The organism is Pontibacter aquaedesilientis (assembly GCF_014773225.1).
GTDB classification, from domain to species: Bacteria; Bacteroidota; Bacteroidia; order Cytophagales; family Hymenobacteraceae; genus Pontibacter; species Pontibacter aquaedesilientis.
In genome coordinates this window covers 395736-421365 of record NZ_JACXAJ010000002.1, presented here as the reverse complement: position 1 = coordinate 421365, position 25630 = coordinate 395736, and the positions used below count along the sequence as shown (strand labels likewise).

The following is a 25630-nucleotide window of genomic DNA, read 5'->3' as shown; positions in this document are numbered from 1 at the left end:
TTGGACGGGGCGCTCTGTGTATAAGGCAGCAGTTTGGTTAAAGGTTATACCTGATTTCCTGCTACCTGCTTACTGATAACTGTTACCTGCTTACTGTTTACTGCTCGCTGTTTCGCGTTTTTTCACATAGGTTTCCAGCCAGTTATCCATTTCCCAGAGCATGTGTAGGATTGACTCGCGGGCAGCGTAGCCATGGCTTTCGTGTGGCAGGAATACCAAACGAGTGGTGGCACCGTGCCCCTTCAGGGCGTTGTAGAATCGCTCACTTTGAATCGGGAAGGTTCCGGAGTTGTTATCGGCCTCACCATGGATGAGCAGGATCGGCGTTTTCACTTTGTGAGCGGCAGAGAACGGGGACATACGGTTGTATACCTCAGGCGCCTCCCAGTAGGTACGCTCCTCCTGCTGGAAACCAAATGGGGTAAGTGTGCGGTTGTAGGCACCGCTTCGGGCTATACCTGCAGCAAACAGGTTAGAGTGCGCCAGCAGATTGCCGGTCATGAACGCACCATAGGAGTGTCCGCCTACCGCAATTCGGTTGCGGTCAGCCACGCCCATCTCCACCACTTTGTTAATAGCGGCCTCTGCGCTGGCTACCAGTTGCTCTACGTAAGTATCGTTCGGCTGCGCCTCGCCTTCCCCTACAATCGGGAAGTCGGTGCGATCAAGCACGGCATAGCCCCGCGTGACCCAGAACAGCGGCGAGCCAGAGCTGATGCGTGTAAACTCATAAGGTGAGCTCTTCACCTGTCCGGCTGCGGCAGCGTTCTTGAACTCACGCGGATAAGCCCACATCAGCATTGGAAGCACCGCATCGCCTTTCTTGTAGTCCTTCGGCAGGTATAGCACAGCCGTCAACTTCACACCGTCGTTGCGCTCATACTGCAGCAACTCCTTCTGCACACCTTCTAATTGCGGGTACGGGTGCGGGAAACTTGTTACCTGCGTTATTTTCTTTTTGCCAAGGTCGCGCACAAAATAGTTCGGTACATCCTTTTCAGATTCTCTCCTGGTAATAATGCGTTTGTTGCTGAGGTCGATGATATCTACGGGACGCTCATAGTAAGGCGCTTCGGAGCGGAACAGGATTTTTGCCTTCTTCGACTTCAGGTTGAACTCGCTCAGGAAAGGACGGTTGCCCTCCGGTGAGCCGCCCTCGCTGATCATGTAGATGTTGTCACCTTTTTTGTCGGTCATCAGCACGCTGCGGCCATACTGGTTTTTGGTATACACGGGGCTGCCCGGGTCGTTGTAGCCATCTTCGTAAGAGCGCTCGATCAGCACGGTGCCAGTCTGCGCAGGCTTGTCAGGATGCACCAGCACGACACGCTCGGTTCGGGTTTTCCAGAGTCGCTCGTTCACCAGAGCCAGGTTATTGTTACCCCATTGCACCCCACGGTAGCGGTATTTGGTGCCGGCAAGTTTGGCTGGTTTTCCGGAGAATGGCGCTTCGAGCATAAACACGACATCGCGCTCCTTCACCTCTTTGCTGGCATCGCCGCCGTCCTGCGCCTCTGCCCAGTATAAAGTGGCAGGTTTGTCAGGGCGCCAGTCGTAACTGCGTGGCCCCTTCGCTACGTTGTCAAAACCGATCGGAATATCCTCGGCCAGCGGCAGTTGCGCCAGTTGCTTTACCACTTTGCCATCGCGGCTCCACACCTCTACGTGATAAGGGAAGTAGTAATGCGGCACCAGGTATGAGTAGGGCTTCTGAATGGTCTCGACCAACAGGTACTGCCCGTCCGGCGATACATCCGCGCTCTTGATGATACCGGCCTGCCCGATATTCTGCTGTTTCCCGTCCAGTGAAACCAATTTCAACTGTGTCTGCATGAAGTAGTCGAACAGCTGCACATCGTTCTGGTTTTTGAGCAGATCCTGGTAAGTGCGCGACGGGTTGGCTTTGCCGATGTTCTGCTGGATGTTCGGCCCGGCAGGCACCAGGCTCGCCTTTGGCATATCCCCACGCTTCTCATCCACAAACTTCACCATTAAAGCTTTACTATCTGGCATCCAGGAAAACGGACGGCCACTGTAGGCATCGTTTAGGGTGGCTGTAGTCAGTTTCTTCGCTTGTCTGTCGGCTATACCTGCCGCCCACAGTTCTATACCTTGGGCATTGGTCACGGTAAAGGCAATCTGCTTCTCATCCGGCGACCAGGTCACATACGAGATCTGGGCATTCTGGGGAAGGCCGCTGATCGGGAATTCCTGACCGCCGTTCACCTGCTTCACTTTTATATTATTGATGAAGGAGGCGCGGCTTTGCCCGTTTGTAGCAGGGTTTATGCGGAGGCCAGCCAGGCGGCTTTCCGGTTGCGCCAGCTCCTCTATGCTGGGGTAGCCTGCTCGCTCGAGCAGCAGCATCCAGTCGCCTTTGGAGTTGATGCTCACGCCCGGTGTGGAAGGCGCATCGATAATGGAAGCCATGGTTTCAGGTGGCCGCTGATAGCCGTTTGAGGCCTCTTTATTAGCCTGGGCAATTGCTACGGGAGCCGGCGAACCGACCAAGAGCAACAGTCCCAGCAGCGAAGCGGTCAGCCGCTTCGAAGAGTAGACAGATTTCAAGTGCATTTCTTTTAAGGTTTAGATTGGGTTAGTTGTGGGATTAGACCGTAGACAATATACAAGGTTTAAGCGGCCATACCCCAAAGCCTAAGTTAAATTATGCTTAAATTAGCGCACAAATACCACCTTTAAAAGGTGGGCCAATAACCAATTTAGTAGTCAGCAGTTTTATTTGAATTAAATAACTTAATATTTCCTAGTGAAACTACGGGAACTCAAATCCGCAACTGGTAAAATATTCCTCACCACCCATGTTGATGAGCGTAACAATTGGGTTTATAACAACTGGTTAGGCTATGTTACGCCAGAGAATGTGGTTCAGGGCAGCCTGGCAGTGCTGGAGATGATTGAAAAGTATCAGGTTTCCTATGGCCTGAACGACAATCGCCTCCTGGTGGGCCGGTGGGATCACTCCGTGGATTGGATAGAGCAGGTATGGACACCCCGCGCCGCCGCTGCTGGGCTTCGCTATTATGCCCATGTGGTAAACGAAGACTCATTTGCGGCAGCTTCCTCAGCAGACATGCTAAGCAGAGTCCAGGGAAGATTTCACATGCATATTTTCCAGGATATAGAAAGTGCTCAACAATGGCTACTGGAATGCCAGGCAAAAAACAAATAATAAGGCACTATACCGGCTCTTCTCTGAAACTATTTCACTACTTTTCTACTTTAAGGAGGAGCACCTTTATAAGATTACATGAGCAAAGGATTCAACGTGCCGGACAAGGTTATTTATGTCTGCACCGGCAGTAAATGCAAGAAAAAAGGCAGCAAGGACATCGGCAAAACTATCCGCAACATGATCAAGGAAATGGGATTGAAAGGAAAAGTGGAAGTGGTAAAAACCGAGTGTACCGACCGCTGCGACTTCGCCCCGGTCATGAGTTTTCAACCTAACAATGTATGGCTGCACCACACCACCGAGCAGCAGGCCCAAAAAACCTTTCAGGAACACATTATACAGTCTGACAAACAGGTATAAAAAAAGCCTTTGGAGCAATTCCACAGGCTTTCTCTTTATTACAGGGTTTATTAATCTTCGTACGTATCCTCGTACTTGATCTTGGGTACACGCTTGTCGATCTCGTACTGGCCGGTACCTTCTTCCCCGATTATCTCGAAAAGCTCGAGCGCACGGCGGGCCACATATTCTTCCTCGATCTGCTCTTTCAGGAACCACTGCAGGAACGTAAACGTCACAAAATCTTTGGCCTTCATGCACTTGTCGGCCATGCGGTTGAAAGACTGCGTGACGGCAATCTCCTGTTGAAGCGCCTGTTCGAACACGCTTTTAAACGTTTCGAACTCGATCTGTATACCTGAAATGTCCGGTGAAACCGCCCGGCCACCCATATCAGACACGAACTTGAAAAGGCGCAGCATGTGTTCCCGCTCCTCGTCTGACTGCTTTTTGAAGTAGCCGGCGCTGAAATCGAAGCCGTTGCGGTCGCACCACGACGACATGGCCAGGTACATAGCCGACGCCTCGGCCTCCATTTTAATCTGGTCGTTCAGTACTTTCTCTATTTCTTCGGTAAGTGAGGTTCTTAGTCTTAGTAGATCCTTCATGTGTATGGGTATTATTTTCGTTCAAACTGATGAGGTGCTATTGCAGGAAGCACGTCTTTTATTCTTACCATCAAGATAGGTATAATGTTCTGAAAAAGGACAGGCCGCCAGAAATATGGAAGAAGTCTAAATAAAAAAGCACAGCTGGTGGGCTGTGCTGACAGGTATAGCGGTTGTTACAGAACTAGGCTTCCAGGGGAGTCAGGCACTCGTGCAGCATGCGGTTGAGCTCCATCATGAACTTGGCTCCGGCCAGCAGGTCACGCAAGGTATAGAGTTCCGTCAGGCTCAGGATAAAACAACGGTCACAGCCACACACCGAAACAATTTCGTAATCGGACGAGCGGGAAGGATTAGCGGCCATCTGCTCCAGGTCGATGCTGTCGACGGCTTGCTTCAGTCGTAAAAAAGCGTCTACTTTGAGTACAGAGAGCGTACCGGTAAAGTTTACCAGCAGGCGGCGCTTGCGGTCGCACTGGTACACAACCCCTGCCTGGTTAGCATATATTTCGACCAATTCTGCGATTGCTGGCGTGTTATCTCCTGGCTTTGCTGTAACTGCTATCATGCTGCTGGCTATGGGTTTGTAATTCTGACAGCACAAAGGTAAGCTCTATTTAGAATCAGTCCAAATAAATTTAACTGATATTTGTAACTCCTTAAAACTACACCTTATGGCACCCAACATAGAAAAAGTAAACCTGGCGGAGAAGTTCGCCCAGATACCTGACCACTGGAACCCGCGCATAGTGGGCGAGCTAAACGGACAGCAGGTGAAGCTGGCCAAGTTCAGCGGACCTTTCGAGTGGCACCACCATGACCACGAGGACGAGCTTTTCCTGGTCGTGAAGGGCAAATTCGACATGGAGTTCCGGGATAAGACAGTAACAGTGCACCCAGGGGAGTTTTTGATCGTGCCGCGTGGCGTAGAGCACCGGCCAGTAGCAAACGAAGAGGCGGAAGTACTACTGTTTGAGCCAGCCACCACGGTAAATACCGGCAACCTGACCGACAGCGACCGCACCCGCCGGCACCTGGAGCGATTATAAACGCAGGTATAGGCGCTACTTGATCTTCGCTTTTTTCATGATCGTTTTGAGGTTCAGGCGCACGAGGTCACCCATCCCTTTGCATTTCAGGAAATCGTCTGACTGATGGTGTTTGGCCAGCTCCTGCTTCAGCCGTTCTATTTTTTCGGGCGAGGAGATGGTATCGTTGCGCATGCAGTCGATCAGGTCTTTGAGGCGGTAGCGGGCCGTGCGCAGGCGCCGGAAGATCAGGGTGCGCTCCTCGTTCTGGTACTGCTTCACGGTTTCGGGCTTTAGCAGCTTGAGCACCAGTTCCACAATCACATTATTATCTTTGAAATACTGCGGCAGGTACATCGACTTCCGGCCCTCATAGGACTGCTGGTCGAAGTCGATGGGGCGCACCCGGTACTGCTCGTCCTCAAAATCCGGGGTGATATCCACCACATAGTTATAGGAGCGCATGTCGCCGAGCAGACGCACAAAGCAGCGCTCATTAAATTTCACAAATTCTTTGGCTATACGCACCTTGTTGGTGCCGGGCCGTTCGAGATAGTCTTTGATGAAAATATCGCCCGGAATACCGGCAATGTGCTCCTCGATAAGCGTGTCACCATCGACGAGGTAGTTAATGCGGTTGGGCGACAGCACATACTCCAGTTCTAGTCCATAAATGCGCGAGGCATCGGCACGCTTCACATAAAAGTAGTCGTAGTTGTCGTTGAGCTGGTTCATGATCTGCACCCGGAAGGGGTTGGAGTTTCCAAAAGTGCAGTAGTCTACCCGCGACACGTACAGGTGCTCCATCACCGACATATCCCCATCTGTTTTGAGCAAGGCGTAAATCTGCGTCAGGCCTTTGTTCAGCTCCTCCTGTGCCTGCTGGTCAAACATCACTGTTTCCCAGAGCGTATCGTGCCCTTTTTTGTCGTAGTAAGGGAAGGCATCGGTATAGTGGATCAGGTCCTCATAGAGCACCGGCAGCTTGGTTTCGCGGTCGTACCCATGCAGGTAGGCCCGCAGGCAATCAGCAATCGGGTAAAACTGCTTCTTTTTGGAGATAGTGTTCAAGGAGTTTGGGAAGTTGGGAAGTTAGAAAGTTTAGAAGTTATGAAATTATCCCTGCATACGGAAATTTTGAAATACTGCTGCACTTCACGGCACAACCAGTCTCAACCCTCACAGGTATAGTCGCCCCCTAAACTTTCTAACTTTCTAACTTCCCAACTTTCTAACTTTTTCAACTCTCCAACAGATTGTTCTGGCCGAGCACTTGCAGCACGTCGTTTTTGTAGAAGCGGCCGATCGGGATTTCGGTTTTGCCGATGTCGACGGCGGTGGCGGAAAAAGCCTGGATCTTGTCGAGGGCGATGATGAAAGAGCGGTGTATGCGCAGGAACTTGTCGGTTGGCAGCTTCTCTTCCAGGAAACTGATCTTTTGATAGGAGATGATCTCCTTCGTTTCTGTCTTCACCCGGATGTAGTCTTTCAGGCTTTCGATGTAGAGGATATCGGAGAGCATCACCTTCACCATTTTCTTGTCGGCTTTGAGGTAGATGAAAGCCTCTTTGTAATCTGGCTCAGCCTGTACCGGTGCCGCAGGTATAGCCGCCATCCCTTTGGGCTCCGCCGGCGTTACCTTGGCTACTGCTTTCAGGAAACGGTCGAAAGCGATGGGCTTGAGCAGATAATCCACGGCGTTGAGTTCGTAACTATCCAGGGCATAGTCGCGGTAGGCGGTGGTGAAGATGACCTTGGGCGGATTTGATAAGGATTTGAGAAAGTCTATACCTGTCAGCTTGGGCATCTGGATATCCAGAAAGATCAGGTCGACATGCTCGGCCTGTAGGCAGTTGTAGGCTTCTACCGCATTGCTGCAGCGGCACACCAACTCGAGGTTGTCGAGGCGCTCCACAAAGGTCTCCAGCACATCCAGCGCCAGGGGCTCATCATCCACAATTATACAGCGTAGCTTCATGTTCTCTTAAGGTATGGCATCAGGTATAAACGGCACTTGGTATTTTACTCCTCCCCTAGTTCCAGTTCAAGGCGCACGGCGTAGCTTTCCGTTTCGTCTTCCACATCCAGGCTATACCTATTTTCGTAAAGCAGCTCCAGGCGGCGGCGCACATTCTTAAGGCCTATACCGGAGGCAAAATCACGGTGACTGCTGCTGGCTGCTTCGCAGCATTTGCAGTTCTCTACCAGCACCACCAGTTTGTCGTCCTGCACCTTCACATCCACCCTGATCCAGGCATTTTGGGTTTCGGTGCTCACCCCGTGCTTAAAGGCATTCTCCACAAAAGGCAACATCATCATGGGGGCGATCTGCTTGCCGGCTATACCTCCAGACTCGGTATAGCTGATATCCACCCGGTTGCCGTAGCGAATGCGCTCCAGGGCGATGTAGTTCTGGATGTAGTTCAGTTCCTTTTCGAGCGGCACTTTGGCAGCAGCGGCGTCGTAGAGCATGTAGTCCATCAGACCCGAAAGCTTGAGCACCACTTCCGGCGCATTCTCCGATTTCCGGAGCGTGAGCGAATACAGGCTGTTGAGCGTGTTGAAAAGAAAATGTGGGTGGATCTGCCCTTTCAGGAACTTGAGCTCCGCCTCCAGCTTGTCCTGCGCCAGCGTTTGGGCCGACTGCTGATGCCGGTACCAGTTTTTGAGCAGGTATATAGCCGCCGAGATCGACACCAGGTAACCTAGGTTGACCACGTTTTTCACGAAGCGGTAGAGCGTCAGGTTGTCTTCGGTGCAGGTAGTGGGGCAAATGAGCGGGTGGATGAGCAGCGGCATGAGCACAAACTGCATGAGCGTGCCGATGGCCATCATCATCAGAAGCAGGTATACAGCAAACTCCAGGTAGCGCTTCTGCAATAGGTACTGCGGCATCAGGAAATGCATGTTGAAATACACCAGCGTCATCTTGAAAGGCAGCTCAATGAGCTCGATCATGAAGGCGTTGTAGTAATCGTCGATGTAACTTCCGTAGAGCAGCCCGAAAAAGCAGACATAGCCCGCCCAGAAGAGCAGGTGCAGCAGCAATCGGTTCTGGGTTATATTCCGGATGTCGGGCAGGCTCCAAGCTTTTACCTCCAATGCCTGCTCCGCATTCAATTTCACTTCCATTTTACAAAGGTACTGTTTCTGGGTTTTAAGTCCCTAGCCAGCAGCCGCTTTTAGACGATCGGCTATACCTGCCACCCTAACGGCAAAGCCAGTCCTACTTATAGCCTGCGGGGTGCTATACCTGCTGTTGAGGTATAAGAAACTGCCGCCTGTCTAATATCCGCATTCCCAAAATTTCAGTGTCTTATACTTGCATCACTATCGGGGAAACAGAGCCCTGTTAGTGCTGCATATTATGTATTCTGTAAGCTATGAGAATAGCTGCTGTTGGTGGGCCGACCTCCGGGTCGGCCGCCGATGGTTTGTTTGAAAGGGAAGCGTTGCCGGTCAGGGCAGCGCTTTTTTTATTGGCTATACCTTAATTTACAAATTTTTCTATATATTGGTATAGCGATGTAGCTGGTGAATGGTAAACTGTAAAGACTTTTCGATCAATATATAGTGCAGATAGTGGGAGTAGGAATTCCTGCTACCAGGTAGTTAGCACCAACAAATATTATAAATGAACGGGACAGTAAAAATTCTAATTGGTTCAGCCTTGCTCCTGATTGGTGTTGTTGTATTATATAAAGCAATTACAGATTTACAATCTAAAGGGGCTGGGTTTGGAGGTAACATTAAAATCCTTTCAAGCTCCATAATTTTCATTTTGGCGGGTATATACCTTATCATAGAAAGTTTGTAGCAACGTAGAAGTAGTGCTTTCCCTTAACCACTAAGCAATGGATTATAAAGAGCTGATAAAAGATTGGGAGTCTGAAAAGCTATTTAAATTTAGTATACATGACCTATCTGGCAAAGGGTTGAATGAAGAAACAGCAGACTTTCTATCAAGTGTCGGACTACCAACATCTGCTGCACCATTCTTATCATTTGCTGGTGACTCAGAAAAGGAATTAAGTAGCATCTTTGACACCTTTGAGACGGGAGAAGATAGTCATAAATACTATCTAAGTATAGGCTCTGACGGTGTTGGTGACCCTGTTTGCATAGACCTTCAGAATGAATGCCAAGTCGTGACTTTGAACCATGAAGAAGACTTCGAGCCAACATTCATGAACTCTTCAGTTAAAGAGTTATTTCAGTTTCTAACTCTATACAAAAGATTTGTTGAAGAAGTCATTAGAGTAAATGGCGAAGACGCCTTTCTTGACGCAGACTTCACAGATAGCCAGTACGAAGAATTGAACAAGGCTATGGAAGCAGCAGACAATAAAGCGCTTAGAACTAATACCTTTTGGGTGCAGGAGCTTGCTCAATTATTAGGGAATAGGGAATACTACCAGAATCAAAAATAAGAATTACAGGTGCTAACAAGGCACAGGCTCTATACTCGGCTTCGCCTCGTTCACAGTCTGTACAAGCCGTTAATAAAATTGTAAAAGCCGCAACAATACACGAATTAAAAACAAACTTAACACACAATGAAAACACCTTTACTATTACTTTTTACCCTCATTTCTACATCATTCTTCCAGGCATATTCTCAGGCAGACTCACCTAAAACTTACGTTACCGAAGCACTGGATATTATGAAGGCTCGCTCCGTTAACAAAAGCAAAGTTGACTGGGAAAGCTTGTATGCCAGTGCTTTGACAAAGACAGACACTGCAAGTAATATCAGAAGCACGTACCCTATCATCGCTGACGCATTAGAACAGCTTAAAGACCATCACTCTGGCTTTTATCTGCCGGAAATGATAGAAGCCTATAAGCAGGGTTACAGGGCACTAGGCATGAAATTTCCCACCCCCGATTTCAGAATGTTGGATAACAAATATGCTTACATTCAGATCCCTCCTTTTGCGGTAATTAACCTCGATGAGCAATGGGAATATGCCGCATCCATTCAGGCAGCCATCAGACAACTGGACCGCCAAAAGCCGAAGGGCTGGATTATTGACCTGCGCCAGAACGACGGCGGGATGTCCATACCTATGTCGGCTGGAATCGGCCCTTTTGTAGAAAGCGAAAAGTGTGTCGGATGGCGAGATGCCGACGGGAACGATACATACTGGATCTATAAAAAAGGACAGGTTTTTCAAAATGATCAACTCGTCTTTAATATGAATGCAACACCATACAAAATTAAAAGCAACAGGAAACCGGTAGCGGTCCTCATCGCCAATGAGACTGCCAGTTCTGGGGAGATTGTAGCCACCACTTTTGTCGGCAGACGCAACACCGTGCTGATTGGCACTAATACAAATGGTCTAACATCTTCCAACAGTGAGCACGAGCTATCAGACGGGGCTTACTTGGTTTTAACCGAAGGCAACTACATCGACAGAAACAGCAAAGTCTATGACAAGCCAGGTGAAGGGATTGCGCCAGACATCAGGCTGGAAAATCTACCGAAGGACAAGTCTGAAAAGGATAAGGTTTATATGGAAAAAGCTAAAGCGTATATAGAAAAGGGTAAGTAAAACGTGCTGTGGTAGCATCGCTAAATTTATCTTCACCTCATATGAAATAACTAAACTATCTGCTGCTTTTGCTGCTACTTCCCTTCCTGTACGCCTGCAATAACAATTGCGAAGGTATAGACTGTCTGTCAGTAGAGTCTGTTGCATTTACCATCACTTCAAGTGAAACCAGGGAAGACCTGCTGTTTGGCGATAATGCATCGCTAGGTGCGGAAGACATAGAGGTATACTACATGCAAAACGGAACAAAGCAACCTGCTTTTGTTCGGTTCGAGGCTGACTATGCATTGGTGGCTGTGGACCCGGAAATCACTGCGTACTATGTTACGGCACTAGACCAGACCGATTCCATCAAGCTGGCCATCTCCCGCACCAGCTCATCGGAGTGCTGCCTGAGCACCTCTGCATTAGAACAGATTTCGGTAAACAACCAGATCTTACCTGCAGACATCCGGGTGATAAATTTGAGAAGGTAAGGTATAGGTATAGCTGCGTAATCAAAGCAATTAACAAACCGCCAACACGGACAGGTCGCGACCTGTCCCTACGAAATCCTAACTCCCAAACTCTCTAACTCCCAAACTCCTAAACTCACAAACTCACAAAAGCTCCTTCGCCGGGTCCCAGAACAGTTTCTCGAACTCCACTACCTGGTCATGCGCTACCTTCACTCCTTCCTGCTCCAGGCGCTCCTGCATGGCGTTGGACGCTTCGAAGTGCTGCTTGCCGGTGAGCATACCTATCCGGTTGACCACCCGGTGCGCCGGTATGGCGGCAAAGGGTTGCGAGGCAATCAGAGCCCATCCCACCATGCGGGCCGAGCCTTTGGAACCCAGGTAGCTGGCAATGGCCCCATAGGAGGTTACCCGCCCCTCCGGGATTAGTTTCACCACTTCATATACATCTTCAAAGAAGTTCTTTTTGCTGTCGCTCATTGCTTTACTAATTAAATTCTGTTCGCTTTTAAACCTATAAAGCTGTCGTTTGTCATACAGAAGTGCCTGTTGGTAGAGTACAGGACCCATGCTTTTCCTTTTGCCGGTTCAAGCATGTAAATTTATACGCCTTTAACGTTGTTGTATAGACGACAGAGACAATATTAGCATTTCGCGCCCTAAAGACCCGATTACATCTATTGAAGTTTAAGCATAAATGAACAAAACTGTTAAAACAATCCTCCTCCTGGTGGTTGCCGCTGCTGTCGGCTACCTGTTGTACAATAAAATCTTCACGGGAGAAGCCGAGACCAAAGCGGCAGGTCCTTCAGGCGGGCCAATGGCCCAGAAAGTGGCGGTAGACGTCTTTGTTGTGTCTCCTACTGCTTTCCAGAACAAGATTACGTCAACAGGCTCTGTTATACCAAACGAGGACGTGGAGCTGCGCAGTGAGATCTCGGGCCGGGTAACGGCGCTTAATTTCAAGGAGGGCAGCCAGGTGAAAAAAGGACAGTTGCTGCTGACAGTGAACGATGCCGACCTGCGGGCCCAACTCGCCAAACTCCAGTCCAACCAAAAGCTATACCGCGACATGGAAGCGCGCCAGCGCACATTGCTTGAAAAAGAGTACATCAGCCGCCAGGAGTACGACCAGGTGAGTAACCAACTGGCCACGGCCACGGCAGACATTCAGGCGCTCCGGGCGACCTTAGACAAGGCCTATGTGCGCGCGCCTTTTAATGGCATTATCGGTTTGCGCCAGGTAAGTGTCGGCAGCTATGTAACCCCCACTACCCTTGTTGCCCGCATTGTAGACATTTCCCCTGTCAAGATCGACTTCACCATACCGGGCCGATACAGCCAGTCTGTGAAGGTAGGAGACAAGATCACATTCACCTCAGAAGGCACCGCAGAAAGGTATGAGGCAGCCATCTACGCCATTCAACCGAATATAGACCCCGCAACCCGTACGCTTCAACTTCGAGCCCTCTTCCCGAACAAGAACCAGGAGATAAAACCAGGTGCTTTCGTAAAAGTAGAGCTCAGCCTGGAGAATTCGGATGAGGCCATCCTGATCCCAACGGAGTCCATTATTCCGGAGGCTACAGGCCATAAGATCTTCCTGGCGAAGAGCGGCAAGGCACAACCCAAAATGGTGAAGATCGGACAACGCTCCGAAACCATGATTCAGATTATTGAAGGAGTAGAACCTGGCGATACCATTATCAGCTCAGGCATTTTGCAGGCACGCCCCGGCTCTGATTTAAGTATCAGAAGAGTGACAACATCTGGAGGAAAGGTACAGTAGCGCCAAACATGTAGAGAGGAAGTATCATCAATCCTTCCTTCTATCGGCGTCTTTAGTAGAAGATTATTATGGCTAGTTTATCAAACATCAGTATAAAACGCCCGGTGCTTGCCATCGTGATGAGCATCACGATCATCGTATTCGGGATTATAGGCATTACATACCTGGGTGTGCGCGAATACCCGAGCGTGGACCCGCCGATAGTAAACGTGTCCACGAGTTATTCCGGGGCCAATGCCGAAACGATCGAATCTGAGATCACCGAGCCGCTCGAGGAGTCCATCAACGGCATAGCAGGTATACGCACGCTCACCTCATCGAGCAGCGAAGGCAACAGTAACATCACCGTGGAGTTTAACCTGGGCGTTGACCTTGAAGCTGCCGCCAACGACGTGCGCGACCGCGTGGCCCGTGCCCAGCGCAGGCTCCCGGAAGACGCCGAACCGCCAACCGTATCGAAAGCGGACGCGGACGCAAACCCCATCATTTTCCTGGGTATACGCAGCGAAACCCGCTCCCTGCTGGACCTTTCTGATATCGGGGCCAATGTATTCAAGGAGCAGCTGCAGACGATACCTGGTGTCAGCTCAATCCAGATCTGGGGAGACAAACGTTACTCCATGCGCCTCTGGATGGACCCGGACAGGCTGTCTGCCCTGCGGGTTACTCCCCTGGAAGTGCGTGATGCGCTGGCCAGACAAAACGTGGAGCTTCCTTCGGGCAGCATTGAGGGTGCTACGACAGAGCTTTCTGTAAGAACCATGGGTCGTATTTCCACTCCCGAAGAGTTCAATAACCTGGTGGTAAGGGAAGACGCCAACAGGTTGATCCGCTTCCGCGATATCGGTTATGCGCAGCTGGCACCCGAGAACGAAAAAACGGTGCTTCGCTACAATGGTATCCCGATGGTGGGGGTAGTGATTATCCCGCAGCCGGGCACCAACCAGGTGGAGATCGCCGATGAGTTTTACGCCCGCCTGGAGCACATCAAAAAAGACATTCCGGAGGACCTGCAACTCACTATCGGTTTTGACAACTCCCAGTACGTTCGTGCCTCCATCGCCGAAGTGAAGGAAACCATTTTTGTGGCCTTTGGCCTGGTGGTCGTTATCATCTTCCTATTCCTGCGCGACTGGCGTTCCACTATTATTCCGGTGGTTGCTATACCTGTTTCGCTCATAGGAGCCTTCTTTATCATGTACCTGATGGATTTCTCGATCAACGTACTGACCCTGCTTGGTATCGTGCTCGCAATTGGCCTGGTGGTGGATGATGCCATTGTAATGCTGGAGAATATTTACGCCCGCATAGAAGATGGCCAGGAGCCAATGAAAGCTGCCAAGAAAGGAGCTTCCGAAATCTATTTTGCCATTATTTCCACGACTATCGCCCTGGCAGCGGTATTCATGCCGGTTGCTTTCCTGGAAGACACCACCGGTCGGCTTTTCCGTGAATTCGGTATCGTGGTGGCTGGCGCTGTGATCATTTCATCCTTCGTGTCGCTGACGCTTACCCCGATGATGGCCTCGCGCATGCTCAAGCACCGGGACAGGCCAAACTGGTTTTACCGGAAAACAGAGCCATTCTTCACCTCGCTTACAAAAGGGTATAGGAGCAGTTTGGAAAGCTTTATGGCTTTCCGTTGGGTGGCGTTCATTCTCGTGATCTTTTCTGCCGGTGTTATCTGGTGGCAATTCTCCACGTTGCAGTCTGAGTTGACCCCGGATGAAGACAGAGGCGGTCTCCGTATCCAAACATCAGGCCCGGAAGGTGCGTCCTTTGAGTTTATGGACCGCTACATGAGCGAGCTTTCCGCCGTGATCAACGATTCGGTTAGTGGCATCAACAGCATGACCACCATGACCCGAAACTCCAACTCCGGTTTTATTCGCCTTCGCCTGGTCGAGAAAGACAAACGCGACAAGTCGCAGCAGGAGATCGTGGATGAGATGCCGCGTCTGCTGAACCAGATACCTGGCGCCAGGGCGTTTGCATCAGGTGACAAGGGCCTGGGTGGCGGTCGTGGTGCCGGACAGCCGGTGCAGTATGTAGTGCAGGCACAAAGCATGGCCAAACTGCGTGAAATTATCCCTCCGTTTCTGGAGGCAGCCCGTCAGGACCCTACTTTCAATTTCGTGGACGTCAACCTGAAGTTCAACAAACCGGAGCTGCGCGTTGAGATTGATCGTGAAAAAGCCATTTCGATGGGTGTGAGCGTGCGTGACGTGGCCCAGACCATGCAGTTGGGGTTGAGCGGGCAGCGCTTCGGCTATTTTGTGCGAGGTGGCAAGCAGTATCAGATACTGGGCCAGGTGGCACGTGAAAACCGTAGCGAGCCTTTGGATTTGCGAAGTCTTTATGTTAAAAACAACAGCGGCGAACTGATACAGCTCGACAACCTGATTGAACTGAAAGAAGAAAGCTCATCGCCTCAAATCTACCGCTTCAACCGATTTGCCGCCGCTACCTTCAGTGCCACCCTTACCAAAGGCAACACCATCGGAGACGGTATAGAAGCCATGGATGCCATTGCCAAGGATGTACTCGATGAGACATTCCAGACTTCCCTGACCGGCCAGTCCCGAGATTTCCAGGAAAGCTCCGGTAGCTTGATGTTTGCTTTCCTGCTGGCCCTCGGACTCATATACCTGGCCCTGGCAGCTCAGTTCGAAAGTTTCCGCGACCCGATCATCATCATGTTCACGGTGCCGCTTGCGCTGGCAGGCGCTCTTTTAAGTTTGTGGTATTTCGATCAGACGCTTAACATTTTTAGCCAGATCGGTATGATCATGCTGGTGGGTCTCGTAACCAAGAACGGTATCCTGCTGGTAGAATTTGCCAACCAGAAAAAAGAACAGGGGCTAAGCAAACTGGAGGCTGCCAAAGAAGCCGCGGTGTCTCGCTTCCGCCCTATCCTGATGACAAGTTTGTCTACCATACTCGGTACGCTGCCCATTGCTTTGGCCCTGGGAGCCGGATCGGAGAGCCGTACCTCTATGGGTATAGCCGTGGTGGGCGGTCTTATATTTGCCACAGGCCTTACCCTGTACATTATACCTGCTGTCTATTCCTTCTTCTCCTCGGCAGAGGCCAACGTGGCTCTGATGCCAGATAAGGACGAGGAGCACGAAGCAGCACATAAACAGGAAAGAGAGCCAGCTTTCATTAAGTAACAGTTAAAATTCAATTCTTGAAGCTAAGATTTAAACCTTTGCATTATAAAGTAATGTCCCCATTTAAAGCCATGGCGCTGCTCTTCCTGGGAGCGGTGTTGCTATTGCCCGGCAGACTCTCGGCGCAAGAGCGACTAACTCTAGAGCAAGCCATCAAGATAGGTCTGGAAAACAATTATGATATCCGGATAGCTTCCACAGAGCAGGAAATTGCGAAAAACAACCTGGGCTATCGCAACCTGGCCCTATTGCCTACGATTGATGGTCGCGTCGCCAAGGATTTTTCTAGGAATGACATCCGAAACCAATTCGAGAACAACGAGCCAAGGGTGGTTGATAACTCCACCAATAACATAACCAACGCTAGCGTGCTCCTAAATTGGACCCTTTTCGATGGCGGGCGCATGTTCATCAACTACAATCGCCTCAAGTCGCTCGACCGCTCGGGCCAGTTATTGACCAAAGCCACTATAGAGAACTCCCTGGCGGACATTTTGGACGCTTACTTTGAAGTGGTGCGGCAGTCCCGTAAGATCAGCTCAATCGAAGATGCGATTGCTATCTCACAGCAGCGCGTGGATATTACACAGGAACAGTATGAGGTGGGCGTGAGCGCTAAGGTAGAAATACTAAGAGCACGGGTGGATTTCAACGCGGACCGCTCCGAGTTGCTGCGCCAGCAGGAGTTGCTTCAGAATGCCAAAATCAGCCTGAACCAACTGCTCGGCCGCGACCCAAACATAGATTTCGTTACAACAGATACCATCATGGTCAACACAGGACTTGAGCCTGGGAATGTGGGCAGCAACATGATGGCCGGCAACCCTAACCTGCAGCGCATACAGGTAAACCGTGACCTGGCCCTTTATAACCTGCGCAGTGCCCGATCGCTGCGTCTGCCTTCTATTGGCCTAACCGGTAGCTACGGTTATAATCGTGCTTTGCAAGACCCGGTAATATTCGGCAATACGGTGGGTACCAACGAAAGCCAGCGTATAGGCTTTAACTATGGTGTGGCCCTGACCTTACCGATCTTCAATGGCATGGACATCAACCGCCAGATACAGAACTCCCGCATTGCCCTGGAATCGACTACGCTGGCCTATAGCCAGGAGCAGAACAGGTTGCAGTCGGAACTGGCGCGCACCTATGCCCGCTATGTCAACCGCATACAACTGCTGGAACTGGAAGAATCGAATGTTTTGCTGGCTAAACAGAACGCAGACATTGCGATGGAGCGCTACCGCCTGGGCTTGCTGACAGCCATCGAATTGCGTGAGGCACAGCGCAACCAGCTGGTGGCCGAAAACCGCCTGATCGACATACAATACGAGGCAAAGGCCGCAGAAACGGAACTCAAGCGACTAAGCAGCACCCTGCTGCAGGAAAACGCTGAATAGAACGCTTTGGCTTGATCCAGACTTGTATTGCTTTATAAAAGTATAGCCATGGCTATACTTTTATCGTTTAGGGCAATATCTTAGCACACAAACAAGGATGCTCCAAACACCTTTATGGAACACGACCTCTTCCAGACACTTGCCATTTCACTGGGCCTTGGCCTATTGGTTGGTCTTCAGCGTCAGCACCAGAACACCCGGATCGCAGGTATACGTACTTTCCCGCTCATCACCCTTTTCGGCTCTTTATCGGCATTGCTGGCTCAGGGTTTTGGCGGTTGGATTGTGGGGGCGGGTATGCTGGCCACCGCCGGAATTGTCGTGGTCGCTAACTTACTCAAGCGTCAGGAAAAACAGCCGGATGTAGGCCAGACCACAGAAGTGGCAGCCTTGGTCATGTATGCTGTAGGTGCCTACTTGATAATGGGCGATACAACGGTCGGGGTGGCGCTCGGGGCCACGGTAGCCGTGCTGCTGCACCTCAAAGAAACGCTTCACCGCTTTGTCGCCCGCATCGGCCAAACAGATCTGACGGCCATCATGCAGTTTGTGGTTATCTCGCTGGTCATCCTGCCTATCCTGCCGAATCGGGAGTACGGCCCTTACCAGGTACTGAACCCGCACAACATCTGGCTTATGGTTGTGCTGATCGTTGGCATTGGTTTGCTCGGCTATTTCATTTACAAGATTTTCGGCAATAAGGCGGGCACTTTTTTGGGCGGCGTACTGGGCGGACTTATCTCGAGCACCGCGACCACTGTGAGTTACGCCCGTCGCACCAGCCAGTCGAAAGGCAGCAGCCAGTTGGCCGCAATCGTGATATTTATCGCCTCGACAGTGGCCCTCTTCCGTATCCTCACCGAGATTGCGATCGTGGCGCCTTCCAGTCTGCCCGAAGTGGCACCTCCCCTCCTGGCCGTTGTCGTGCTGATGTGCGCCACAGGCTTGGTCGCCTACTTTATGAATAAAGAGGCAGGAGACCATATGCCCGAGCAGGAAAACCCCGCTCATCTTAAAACAGCATTGGTATTCGGGGCTATTTATGCCCTCGTCATCCTGGGCACGGCAGCGGCCAAGGACCACTTCGGAGATAGTGGCCTGTATATTGTGGCTGTGATCTCGGGCCTGACTGACGTTGACGCCATTACCCTGTCTACTTCCCGCCTGATGAACGTAGGCAACATAGCGCCTGACACCGGATGGCGCATCATACTGGTAGCCGCCCTTTCCAACATTGCTTTTAAGGCTGCGCTGGTTGGTTTCATGGGGAACAAAAGCCTGCTTGCGAAGGTAGCCTTGCTTTTTGGCATCGTGTTATTGGGTGGCGTACTGGTTTTGTGGTGGTGGCCCGAAGGCCTGCTGTCCTCTATTTTTGAGTAATTACCCTCGCAGAGCAGGTAGGCTTTGGTAATTTCTGAAAATAAATCAAACAAATTGGCTGGCTTGATGAATACCCCCTCCTAAGCCTTTAGAGCCACTTTCATGTATCCCGATGGACACGTTTTACCATTATTTATACCTGCCAAAACAGGAAATCTCTACGCAATAGGGAGCTTCTGTTCGCATTTGTAAATATTTTATCGTAAATTGTAAAAAAATAAATGAACCTATATGCTGCTGCGGTTGTAGTTAGTATATATTTAAAAATCACAGAATGAATAACGGAACAGTAAAATTCTTTAATGACCTGAAAGGGTTCGGGTTTATCAAAGAAGACAATTCAGATCAGGAGTACTTTGTACACGTGTCTGGCCTGGTGCATGAAATCCAGGAAAACGACAAAGTAACTTTTGACCTGCAGGAAGGAAGAAAGGGACTAAACGCGGTAAATGTAAAACGTGCTTAGTTTTCACATATAAGCCATCTCAAAAAGCCTTACTGCATGTAAGGCTTTTTTTTCATTCACTTTTGTGTGAGAAGGCGCTACTCCCCCGTTACAAGACAAAGCCGGCTCTTTTAGCCAGCATTTTTTCACCTAAATCCACCTCAAGATGAATAGAAAATACCTCGTAGACACCACTACTCGCGAGTACCTTTGCGTAGCCCTGCAAAAAGGACAAGAATGGACCCCCAACAACCAGGACTCACTTCCTGAATTTATGGATTCCCGCTCAAATAAAAACCAACCTGACTTCGAATTGGTGGAAGGCGAGTACAACGACAACACTTTTTTCGAAAAGTGGATACGCAACGGCACTAACTTCCTGTTCAGATACTAGGCCGTCCGCCCTGGTTCAGGGCCGTAGCATATTGAATACCAAATAACAAAAGAACATTTAAGAACATATATGGGTAGATCACAAGAGACCTTCAGTAAAAAAGAAAAAGAAAAAAAGAAGCTTAAGAAAAGACAAGACAAGGAGCAGAAGAAAGAAGAGCGTAAGGCCAACTCCGACAAGGGGAAAGGTATAGATGAAATGCTGGCTTACGTGGACGAAGATGGAAACATTACCTCTACTCCTCCAGATCCCACCAAGAAGAAAAAGGTTATCAAGCAGGAAGATATCCAGATTGGCGTTGCCAAGCAGGAGGATATTGATCCGGCTGACCTGATCAGAAAAGGCACCGTGGCTTTCTTCAACGACTCCAAAGGTTATGGTTTTATACAAGACCATGTGAGCCAGGAGCGTGTGTTTGTGCACCAGAACGGCCTAGTAGATAAGATAAAAGAAAACGATAAAGTGACTTTCGAAGTAGAGCGCGGACCAAAAGGACTGAACGCTTATAACGTAAAGCTTGCTTAGATTACATAAGAATTAGCAGAGCCATTCTGCTAATTCACTTCATTCCCTTTGCAGTATAGGTATAGTGGGCTAGTTTAATTTAGCTGGCAATTTGGCTTGTTTTTTATCATGATTTAAATCATAGCTAAACCTATACCTACACTGTATGATGGGACTCCAAACGCTTTGGCTCCTTCCTCTTCTGGCCTTTCTGGCTACCTGCTCCGAAGCGACTTTCAACAGAAAATTAACACGTAATATTTTTTGAAAAGTGGGTATTGGCCACTCTACTTCGAGCAGATCAGGTATACCGCACGGCTACCCGTCCTGATTTTGATGAGGAGATTACTCATCGCTATTTTGCCGACGCCAGCACAAAGCAATTCTTGACAAGTTACACTCTATCGGTATACAGCCCTGTAAAGTGCTTCGGACAGGTATAGCATTCCGAGGCGCTTTATAATTTGCTATTAATTTATACTCAGTAGTCCAATTAAAAACCACTCCTCTTAAAAGCTACAGCTCAGGCGCTTAAAATATTTCGAAAATATATATTCACTTGGCTTGACTTTACGTAAAGCATTATTAACTTTGAAACACAAAGTACTTTATCATGAATCAACAGCAAGAACAACTCGCCACTTTGCATGAGATCCGCAACATCATGGATCGCTCCTCCCGCTTTATCTCCCTGAGCGGTTTGTCGGGGGTGTTTGCCGGGTTGTTTGCACTGGCTGGCGTGGCTCTTGTGACATGGTACCTGAACCAATATGACTTGCTTTACCGGGATATTTACAGCAATAGCCTGGACTGGAATACCACCGTCTTCCTGCTCACTGTGGCAGGGCTGGTTCTTTTGCTGGCCCTGGGGTCTGCCATTTACTTTACCTACCGAAAGGCGCAGAAAAACAATCACCGCATATGGGACAGCAAATCGCAGCGACTGTTGGTTAACCTGGCAATTCCATTGGCTGTGGGTGGTTTCTTCTGTGCCATACTGCTCTACCATGGCTTAGTATACCTGGTGGCTCCCGCCATGCTTGTTTTTTACGGATTGGCTTTGGTTAATGGCAGCAAGTATACCTTGCGCGATATCTATTATCTCGGGCTTTCGGAAATCGTGCTGGGTCTATTTGCTGCGGTATTTATAGGGTATGGGCTGCTGGCATGGGCTGTCGGTTTTGGGCTGCTGCACATTGTGTACGGCACGCTCATGTATTATAAGTACGAAAGGTAGGCCCCATGAAAGCATATCTGGAAAATATTAACAGGGCTTTTGAGAGCAGAGCCCGGCTCGGGATTATGTCGGTGCTGATGGTGGAGGAAAAGGTGGATTTCAGCACATTGAAGGAAACCCTGCAGTTGACCGACGGAAACCTGGCCAGCCACCTGCGTGCGTTAGAGGAAGCAGAGTATCTTGGGGTTGAGAAGCAGTTTGTAGGACGCAAGCCTAACACGACCTACCATGCCACCAAGGCCGGTCGCAAAGCTTTTACGGACCACCTGGATGCCTTGGAGCAGCTCATTTTAAGTAACCGCCAGAGCGACTAATTTTTTTAAACATATACTTTGCAATTCAAAGTACTTTAACAAAAAATATACCTGCCAAAAATACTGCTGAGGTTCTTTATCAGCTGGGCGTCACTGGGGGTGGGTAAATTGTTTGATCAGATTAATCTCATGAGCAACGCTTTACAAACACTTAATAATCAATTATATAAATATTCAATAACTCTAAAAACAAAAATTATGGTTACGCAAAACAAAAGACTTATCGGTATCGTGTCCGCGGCAGTGTTTATTCTTTCTATTCCGCTTATAGCGATGCAGTTCACAAATGAGGTAGACTGGGGTTTATTCGACTTTGTGATTATGGGCATACTGCTGCTGGGTACTGGCTTTTTATGTGAGCTGGTTATCAGGAAGGTGAAAAACGTGGATTACCGGATTGGTTTTATCGCTGTCATCCTGCTGGTCCTGTTTCTTATCTGGGCAGAACTCGCAGTCGGCATCTTCGGGACGCCCTTAGCAGGGAGCTAAGCACTGAAAGCAAAAAGGGATTCTAACCGGCCTTACTTGATTAGCCATGAAAAATGAAATACTAACTTATCTGGATGACCCGAGGGAGCTGGAAAAACTCTATCGAGGCAATAAGACCCCATTCAAACAGGCGTTCAGTGCCCTATACCCAGAGTTAAAAGGCAATGCACTTGCTGATTTCTGGAACGAAAGACTTCACTATGATACCGATGACATTAGCTGGGGCACCGGCAGGGAATTGTTAATGGTTCTCATTGCCGCGCTGGTAGCCAGCTTCATTGCCAAGATACCGGCCATGTTCCAGATCGATGAGGAGTTCTTCTATCCCAGAAACATTGTCTTCATTTTTCTGCCTCTTCTGACGATCTATTTTGCCTGGAAAAACAAACTCCAGGCAAAATGGATCAGTGTGATTTTTGGTATCATGACGGTTTCCCTTATCTACATCAACGCCCTTCCTGCGTCTGCCACAAGCGACACACTCCTACTAGCCTGCATTCATTTGCCATTGCTGCTGTGGGTGCTGCTGGGCCCAGCCTTTGTAGGCAACAACCTCTCCGACTACAGCAAATGGCTTGCTTACTTAAAGTATAACGGCGACCTGATTATCATGACCACCCTCATCTTGATTGCCGGGGCCATCATGTCAGGGGTCACGGTCGGGCTGTTTGCTTTGATTGGATTTCGGATTGAGCAGTTTTACGTGGCATACATTGTTGTTTCCGGCCTGTCAGCCGCGCCAATCGTGGGCACGCACCTGACGCAAACCAATCCACAGTTGGTTAGTAAAGTCTCGCCGGTAATCGCCAGAATATTCAGCCCCTTGGTTCTAATCATGCTGGTCCTATACCTGTTTGCCATTCTTTACTCGGGTAAGGATCCCTATAATGACCGGGAGTTCCTCCTTATTTTCAACCTGCTGCTGATTGGAGTGATGGCCATCATTTTCTTTTCAACGGCAGAAATGTCCAGGGCAAGCACTACCGCCACCGGCATGCTCTTCCTCCTCTCCACCGTAACCATCCTCGTCAACGGCATTGCACTCTCAGCCATAGTATTCAGAATAGCCGAATGGGGCATTACACCTAACAGGCTGGCGGTGCTGGGCGGCAATTTACTCATGTTGCTTAACCTGCTTTTCATCACCATTCGCCTTTTCCGATCATTTACAAAGAAGTCAGGTATAGCTGCAGTTGGGCGGTCTATCGCTATATTTTTACCGATTTACTGTCTTTGGGCAGCGGTGGTGATTTTTCTATTCCCGGTTCTGTTTTCCTTCAGGTAAATCATCAGTCCGTCCGTGCACACTAAAATAGAAAGCCCCTCAGGCGACTAGCTGCTATATTTTATTACTTAGAGAATCGGGCTGAATCTCTCAGTTTCATAAACAATTTTTCTCCTCTATACCTGAGCTTCATTTGTCGGATGGCAGACAAAACGGGATTCCATAAAACTATAAGTCAGCAGGTATAGTAAGGAGTTACTATACCTGCTTTTGCAATCATTTACAGGCAAGCCCTGCGTACATAGTACCCCTGCCTGTTCAATAGACAATCCTGCTATGACAAACCAAAGTAAAGAATGCACCACCAGCCAATGGGATTTCAGCAACCTGAAGGCTTTGTTTTTAAACTGCACCCTGAAAAGATCTCCTGAAACGTCACATACCAGTGCGCTGATTGATGTTGCGGTGGCTGTTATGGAAAAAAATGGAGTAAGCACAGAAGTAATCCGACCGGTAGACTATAAAATTCCGCCTGGCGTGTACCCAGATATGCGGGACCACGGTTGGGACGAGGACCAATGGCCTGAATTATGGAAAAAGGTACAGGCAGCCGATATACTGGTAATGGCCTCTCCTATATGGCTGGGGGACAAATCTTCTGAGTGCACAAAAGTTATTGAGCGTCTCTACGGCCAATCAGGACAGCTGAACGAGCACGGCCAGTACATTTACTATGGAAAGGTAGCAGGCTGCATCATAACCGGCAATGAAGACGGCATAAAGCATTGCGCCATGAATATCCTGTACTCGATGCAGCATCTGGGCTGCGTCATTCCACCTCAGGCGGATGCAGGTTGGGTAGGCGAAGCAGGCCCTGGCCCCTCTTACGGGGATGATGGAACCGGCCTGGACAACGATTTCACCCAGCGAAACACTACCTTTATGGCCTGGAACCTCATGCATATGGCCCGCCTGTTGAAAGAAAACAAGGGCATACCGGTGCATGGGAACCAACGTGCCCTATGGGATGCAGGCTGCCGCTTCGACCACCCGAACCCAGAGTATCGCTAATTAAAGCAATCCGCCACCGCTAAGATGCCTTGACGCCAAAAAAAGACGCCACATACCTAGCAGCACCCGCCACCGTCGTAGAAAAAGGTAGAATCCGTAATATAAATGTCGTCTCGGAGCAACTCACTTAAGACGCGGGCAGTTTTATCGCAGACGGCAAGTGGCTGGTTTTGCAGCAGCGTGTGTCCTTGGCCATCGTCAAAAAATTCTTTCGTACCATGGTAGATGGCGTGTTTGCCTGTAAATACGCAGGGGCCATCAGCCGGCATGGGATCTTTTATCGCACATATTTCCACACTCTCGATAAACACCAGTTTATCAGTTTTGTACTGCCCCGGGGCAAGCACTCGGTAAGGTCTTCTGGCCCGCACTTCCACAGTGCCAAAGCCCACTTTGGTGATCATGTCAATATACTGCTGTAACGGCAAAGCTCCGCTCAAACACAAAGCACGTAGACGATTATCGTTTCGCAGACTTTCGCTCATGTCATCTTCACTAGTGGGGTCCGAAAGCACCAGCCTGCCATGCGGCTTCAGTACCCGGTACATTTCTGCCAACGCCAATTCCAGTTCTTCTTCCTTAAAAATATTGAATAGGCAGTTCTGCGCGGCAACGTCTATGCTCTCGTCCGATACAGGAAGCGCAAGGGCATCTCCATTCCGTAACTCAACAAATTCATTTTTGAACCACGTGTTTTGGTTTTCAGCTTCCCGTAGGTTTTCTGCGCATACATCCAGCATTCTATCTACCGGGTCAACACCGATAACAGCTCCGGGTCTGCGGCAGAAATAAGCGAACTGAAGCAATTCCATACCACCGCCAACGCCCACATAGAGCACAGTGGGGTTGTTACCAAGGTCCCGGGGGTTGACAGTGGAGCCGCAGCCATAGTTCATCTCCAGCATCTTGGACGGCACAGTAAGCTCAGGCAATTGCCAAATCGGCGTGGTGGTACAGCAAAGCCCTTTCTGGGGATTGTTTGCCGCCTCTTCGTATACTTGTTTTGCTGCTTCTAAATAGTTACTCAT

26 protein-coding genes are annotated in these 25630 nt (G+C 49.5%); 18 read left to right on the top strand and 8 right to left on the bottom strand.

What is annotated here, in order from left to right; all coding sequences use genetic code 11:
• Window positions 1-90: 90 nt before the first annotated feature.
• Entirely contained in the window at window positions 91-2574 is a 2484-nt protein-coding gene (locus H9Q13_RS06825; RefSeq protein ID WP_191183014.1) for a S9 family peptidase, read from the bottom strand.
• A gap of 193 nt (window positions 2575-2767) precedes the next feature.
• Between H9Q13_RS06825 and H9Q13_RS06820 the strand changes: the two genes are divergently transcribed.
• A complete protein-coding gene (locus tag H9Q13_RS06820) occupies window positions 2768-3190 on the top strand; it encodes a hypothetical protein (RefSeq protein WP_191183013.1) in 423 nt (140 codons plus the stop codon).
• Window positions 3191-3268: 78 nt separating this feature from the next.
• A complete protein-coding gene (locus H9Q13_RS06815; RefSeq protein WP_191183012.1) occupies window positions 3269-3553 on the top strand; it encodes a (2Fe-2S) ferredoxin domain-containing protein in 285 nt (94 codons plus the stop codon).
• 50 nt (window positions 3554-3603) lie between these two features.
• Here the strand turns inward: H9Q13_RS06815 and H9Q13_RS06810 are convergent, their stop codons facing one another.
• Both H9Q13_RS06810 and H9Q13_RS06805 read right to left on the bottom strand, forming a co-directional pair.
• Window positions 3604-4140: a ferritin gene (locus tag H9Q13_RS06810; RefSeq protein ID WP_191183011.1), complete on the bottom strand. Its 537-nt coding sequence runs from the start codon at window positions 4138-4140 to the stop codon at window positions 3604-3606.
• Between the two features lie 184 nt (window positions 4141-4324).
• Entirely contained in the window at window positions 4325-4708 is a 384-nt protein-coding gene (locus H9Q13_RS06805) for a hypothetical protein (protein WP_191183010.1), read from the bottom strand.
• Between the two features lie 106 nt (window positions 4709-4814).
• Between H9Q13_RS06805 and H9Q13_RS06800 the strand changes: the two genes are divergently transcribed.
• Window positions 4815-5189 (top strand): cupin domain-containing protein, encoded by a 375-nt coding sequence (locus tag H9Q13_RS06800; RefSeq protein ID WP_191183009.1) that lies wholly within the window; start codon window positions 4815-4817, stop codon window positions 5187-5189.
• 15 nt (window positions 5190-5204) lie between these two features.
• On the opposite strand, the gene H9Q13_RS06795 is transcribed toward H9Q13_RS06800, so the two are convergent.
• From H9Q13_RS06795 to H9Q13_RS06785, 3 genes are all read right to left on the bottom strand, one after another.
• Entirely contained in the window at window positions 5205-6239 is a 1035-nt protein-coding gene (locus H9Q13_RS06795; protein ID WP_191183008.1) for a hypothetical protein, read from the bottom strand.
• Between the two features lie 169 nt (window positions 6240-6408).
• Window positions 6409-7146 (bottom strand): LytR/AlgR family response regulator transcription factor, encoded by a 738-nt coding sequence (locus tag H9Q13_RS06790; RefSeq protein ID WP_191183007.1) that lies wholly within the window; start codon window positions 7144-7146, stop codon window positions 6409-6411.
• A gap of 44 nt (window positions 7147-7190) precedes the next feature.
• On the bottom strand, window positions 7191-8300 hold the full coding sequence (locus H9Q13_RS06785) for a sensor histidine kinase (RefSeq protein WP_191183006.1): 1110 nt from the start codon (window positions 8298-8300) through the stop codon (window positions 7191-7193).
• Window positions 8301-9022: 722 nt separating this feature from the next.
• Between H9Q13_RS06785 and H9Q13_RS06780 the strand changes: the two genes are divergently transcribed.
• The 3 genes from H9Q13_RS06780 to H9Q13_RS06770 all read left to right on the top strand — a co-directional run bounded on the left by H9Q13_RS06780 (window position 9023) and on the right by H9Q13_RS06770 (window position 11202).
• Window positions 9023-9598 (top strand): SUKH-4 family immunity protein, encoded by a 576-nt coding sequence (locus tag H9Q13_RS06780; protein ID WP_191183005.1) that lies wholly within the window; start codon window positions 9023-9025, stop codon window positions 9596-9598.
• Between the two features lie 126 nt (window positions 9599-9724).
• Window positions 9725-10726, top strand: coding sequence for a S41 family peptidase (locus H9Q13_RS06775; RefSeq protein ID WP_191183004.1), 1002 nt, complete (start codon window positions 9725-9727; stop codon window positions 10724-10726).
• 68 nt (window positions 10727-10794) lie between these two features.
• On the top strand, window positions 10795-11202 hold the full coding sequence (locus tag H9Q13_RS06770; protein WP_224744127.1) for a hypothetical protein: 408 nt from the start codon (window positions 10795-10797) through the stop codon (window positions 11200-11202).
• A gap of 123 nt (window positions 11203-11325) precedes the next feature.
• On the opposite strand, the gene H9Q13_RS06765 is transcribed toward H9Q13_RS06770, so the two are convergent.
• On the bottom strand, window positions 11326-11661 hold the full coding sequence (locus H9Q13_RS06765) for an MGMT family protein (RefSeq protein WP_191183003.1): 336 nt from the start codon (window positions 11659-11661) through the stop codon (window positions 11326-11328).
• A 217-nt stretch (window positions 11662-11878) separates the two neighbouring features.
• Here H9Q13_RS06765 and H9Q13_RS06760 point away from each other — a divergent pair, with 217 nt between their 5' ends.
• From H9Q13_RS06760 to H9Q13_RS06705, 12 genes are all read left to right on the top strand, one after another.
• A complete protein-coding gene (locus H9Q13_RS06760; protein ID WP_191183002.1) occupies window positions 11879-12970 on the top strand; it encodes an efflux RND transporter periplasmic adaptor subunit in 1092 nt (363 codons plus the stop codon).
• A 68-nt stretch (window positions 12971-13038) separates the two neighbouring features.
• Window positions 13039-16143, top strand: coding sequence for an efflux RND transporter permease subunit (locus H9Q13_RS06755; protein ID WP_191183001.1), 3105 nt, complete (start codon window positions 13039-13041; stop codon window positions 16141-16143).
• 53 nt (window positions 16144-16196) lie between these two features.
• Window positions 16197-17543: a TolC family protein gene (locus tag H9Q13_RS06750; RefSeq protein ID WP_191183000.1), complete on the top strand. Its 1347-nt coding sequence runs from the start codon at window positions 16197-16199 to the stop codon at window positions 17541-17543.
• 114 nt (window positions 17544-17657) lie between these two features.
• Window positions 17658-18923, top strand: a complete 1266-nt coding sequence (locus tag H9Q13_RS06745; RefSeq protein WP_191182999.1) for an MgtC/SapB family protein — start codon at window positions 17658-17660, stop codon at window positions 18921-18923.
• 274 nt (window positions 18924-19197) lie between these two features.
• Complete coding sequence (locus H9Q13_RS06740; RefSeq protein ID WP_191182998.1) at window positions 19198-19389, top strand: cold-shock protein; 192 nt, start codon at window positions 19198-19200, stop codon at window positions 19387-19389.
• A gap of 145 nt (window positions 19390-19534) precedes the next feature.
• On the top strand, window positions 19535-19762 hold the full coding sequence (locus tag H9Q13_RS06735) for a hypothetical protein (protein WP_191182997.1): 228 nt from the start codon (window positions 19535-19537) through the stop codon (window positions 19760-19762).
• Between the two features lie 69 nt (window positions 19763-19831).
• Window positions 19832-20287 carry a cold-shock protein gene (locus H9Q13_RS06730; RefSeq protein ID WP_191182996.1) on the top strand — a complete coding sequence of 152 codons (456 nt, stop codon included), beginning with the start codon at window positions 19832-19834 and terminating at the stop codon, window positions 20285-20287.
• A 592-nt stretch (window positions 20288-20879) separates the two neighbouring features.
• The gene (locus H9Q13_RS06725; protein WP_191182995.1) at window positions 20880-21503 is read left to right on the top strand and encodes a hypothetical protein; all 624 of its coding nucleotides are present in this window, start codon (window positions 20880-20882) and stop codon (window positions 21501-21503) included.
• 5 nt (window positions 21504-21508) lie between these two features.
• Window positions 21509-21817, top strand: a complete 309-nt coding sequence (locus tag H9Q13_RS06720) for a winged helix-turn-helix domain-containing protein (RefSeq protein ID WP_191182994.1) — start codon at window positions 21509-21511, stop codon at window positions 21815-21817.
• A gap of 198 nt (window positions 21818-22015) precedes the next feature.
• The gene (locus tag H9Q13_RS06715; RefSeq protein WP_191182993.1) at window positions 22016-22306 is read left to right on the top strand and encodes a hypothetical protein; all 291 of its coding nucleotides are present in this window, start codon (window positions 22016-22018) and stop codon (window positions 22304-22306) included.
• A 46-nt stretch (window positions 22307-22352) separates the two neighbouring features.
• The gene (locus H9Q13_RS06710) at window positions 22353-23591 is read left to right on the top strand and encodes a DUF4153 domain-containing protein (RefSeq protein WP_191182992.1); all 1239 of its coding nucleotides are present in this window, start codon (window positions 22353-22355) and stop codon (window positions 23589-23591) included.
• A gap of 276 nt (window positions 23592-23867) precedes the next feature.
• Complete coding sequence (locus H9Q13_RS06705) at window positions 23868-24602, top strand: flavodoxin family protein (protein ID WP_224744126.1); 735 nt, start codon at window positions 23868-23870, stop codon at window positions 24600-24602.
• A gap of 56 nt (window positions 24603-24658) precedes the next feature.
• Here H9Q13_RS06705 and arsM read toward each other — a convergent pair whose 3' ends face one another.
• Window positions 24659-25630, bottom strand: a complete 972-nt coding sequence (gene arsM, locus H9Q13_RS06700; protein WP_191182991.1) for an arsenosugar biosynthesis arsenite methyltransferase ArsM — start codon at window positions 25628-25630, stop codon at window positions 24659-24661.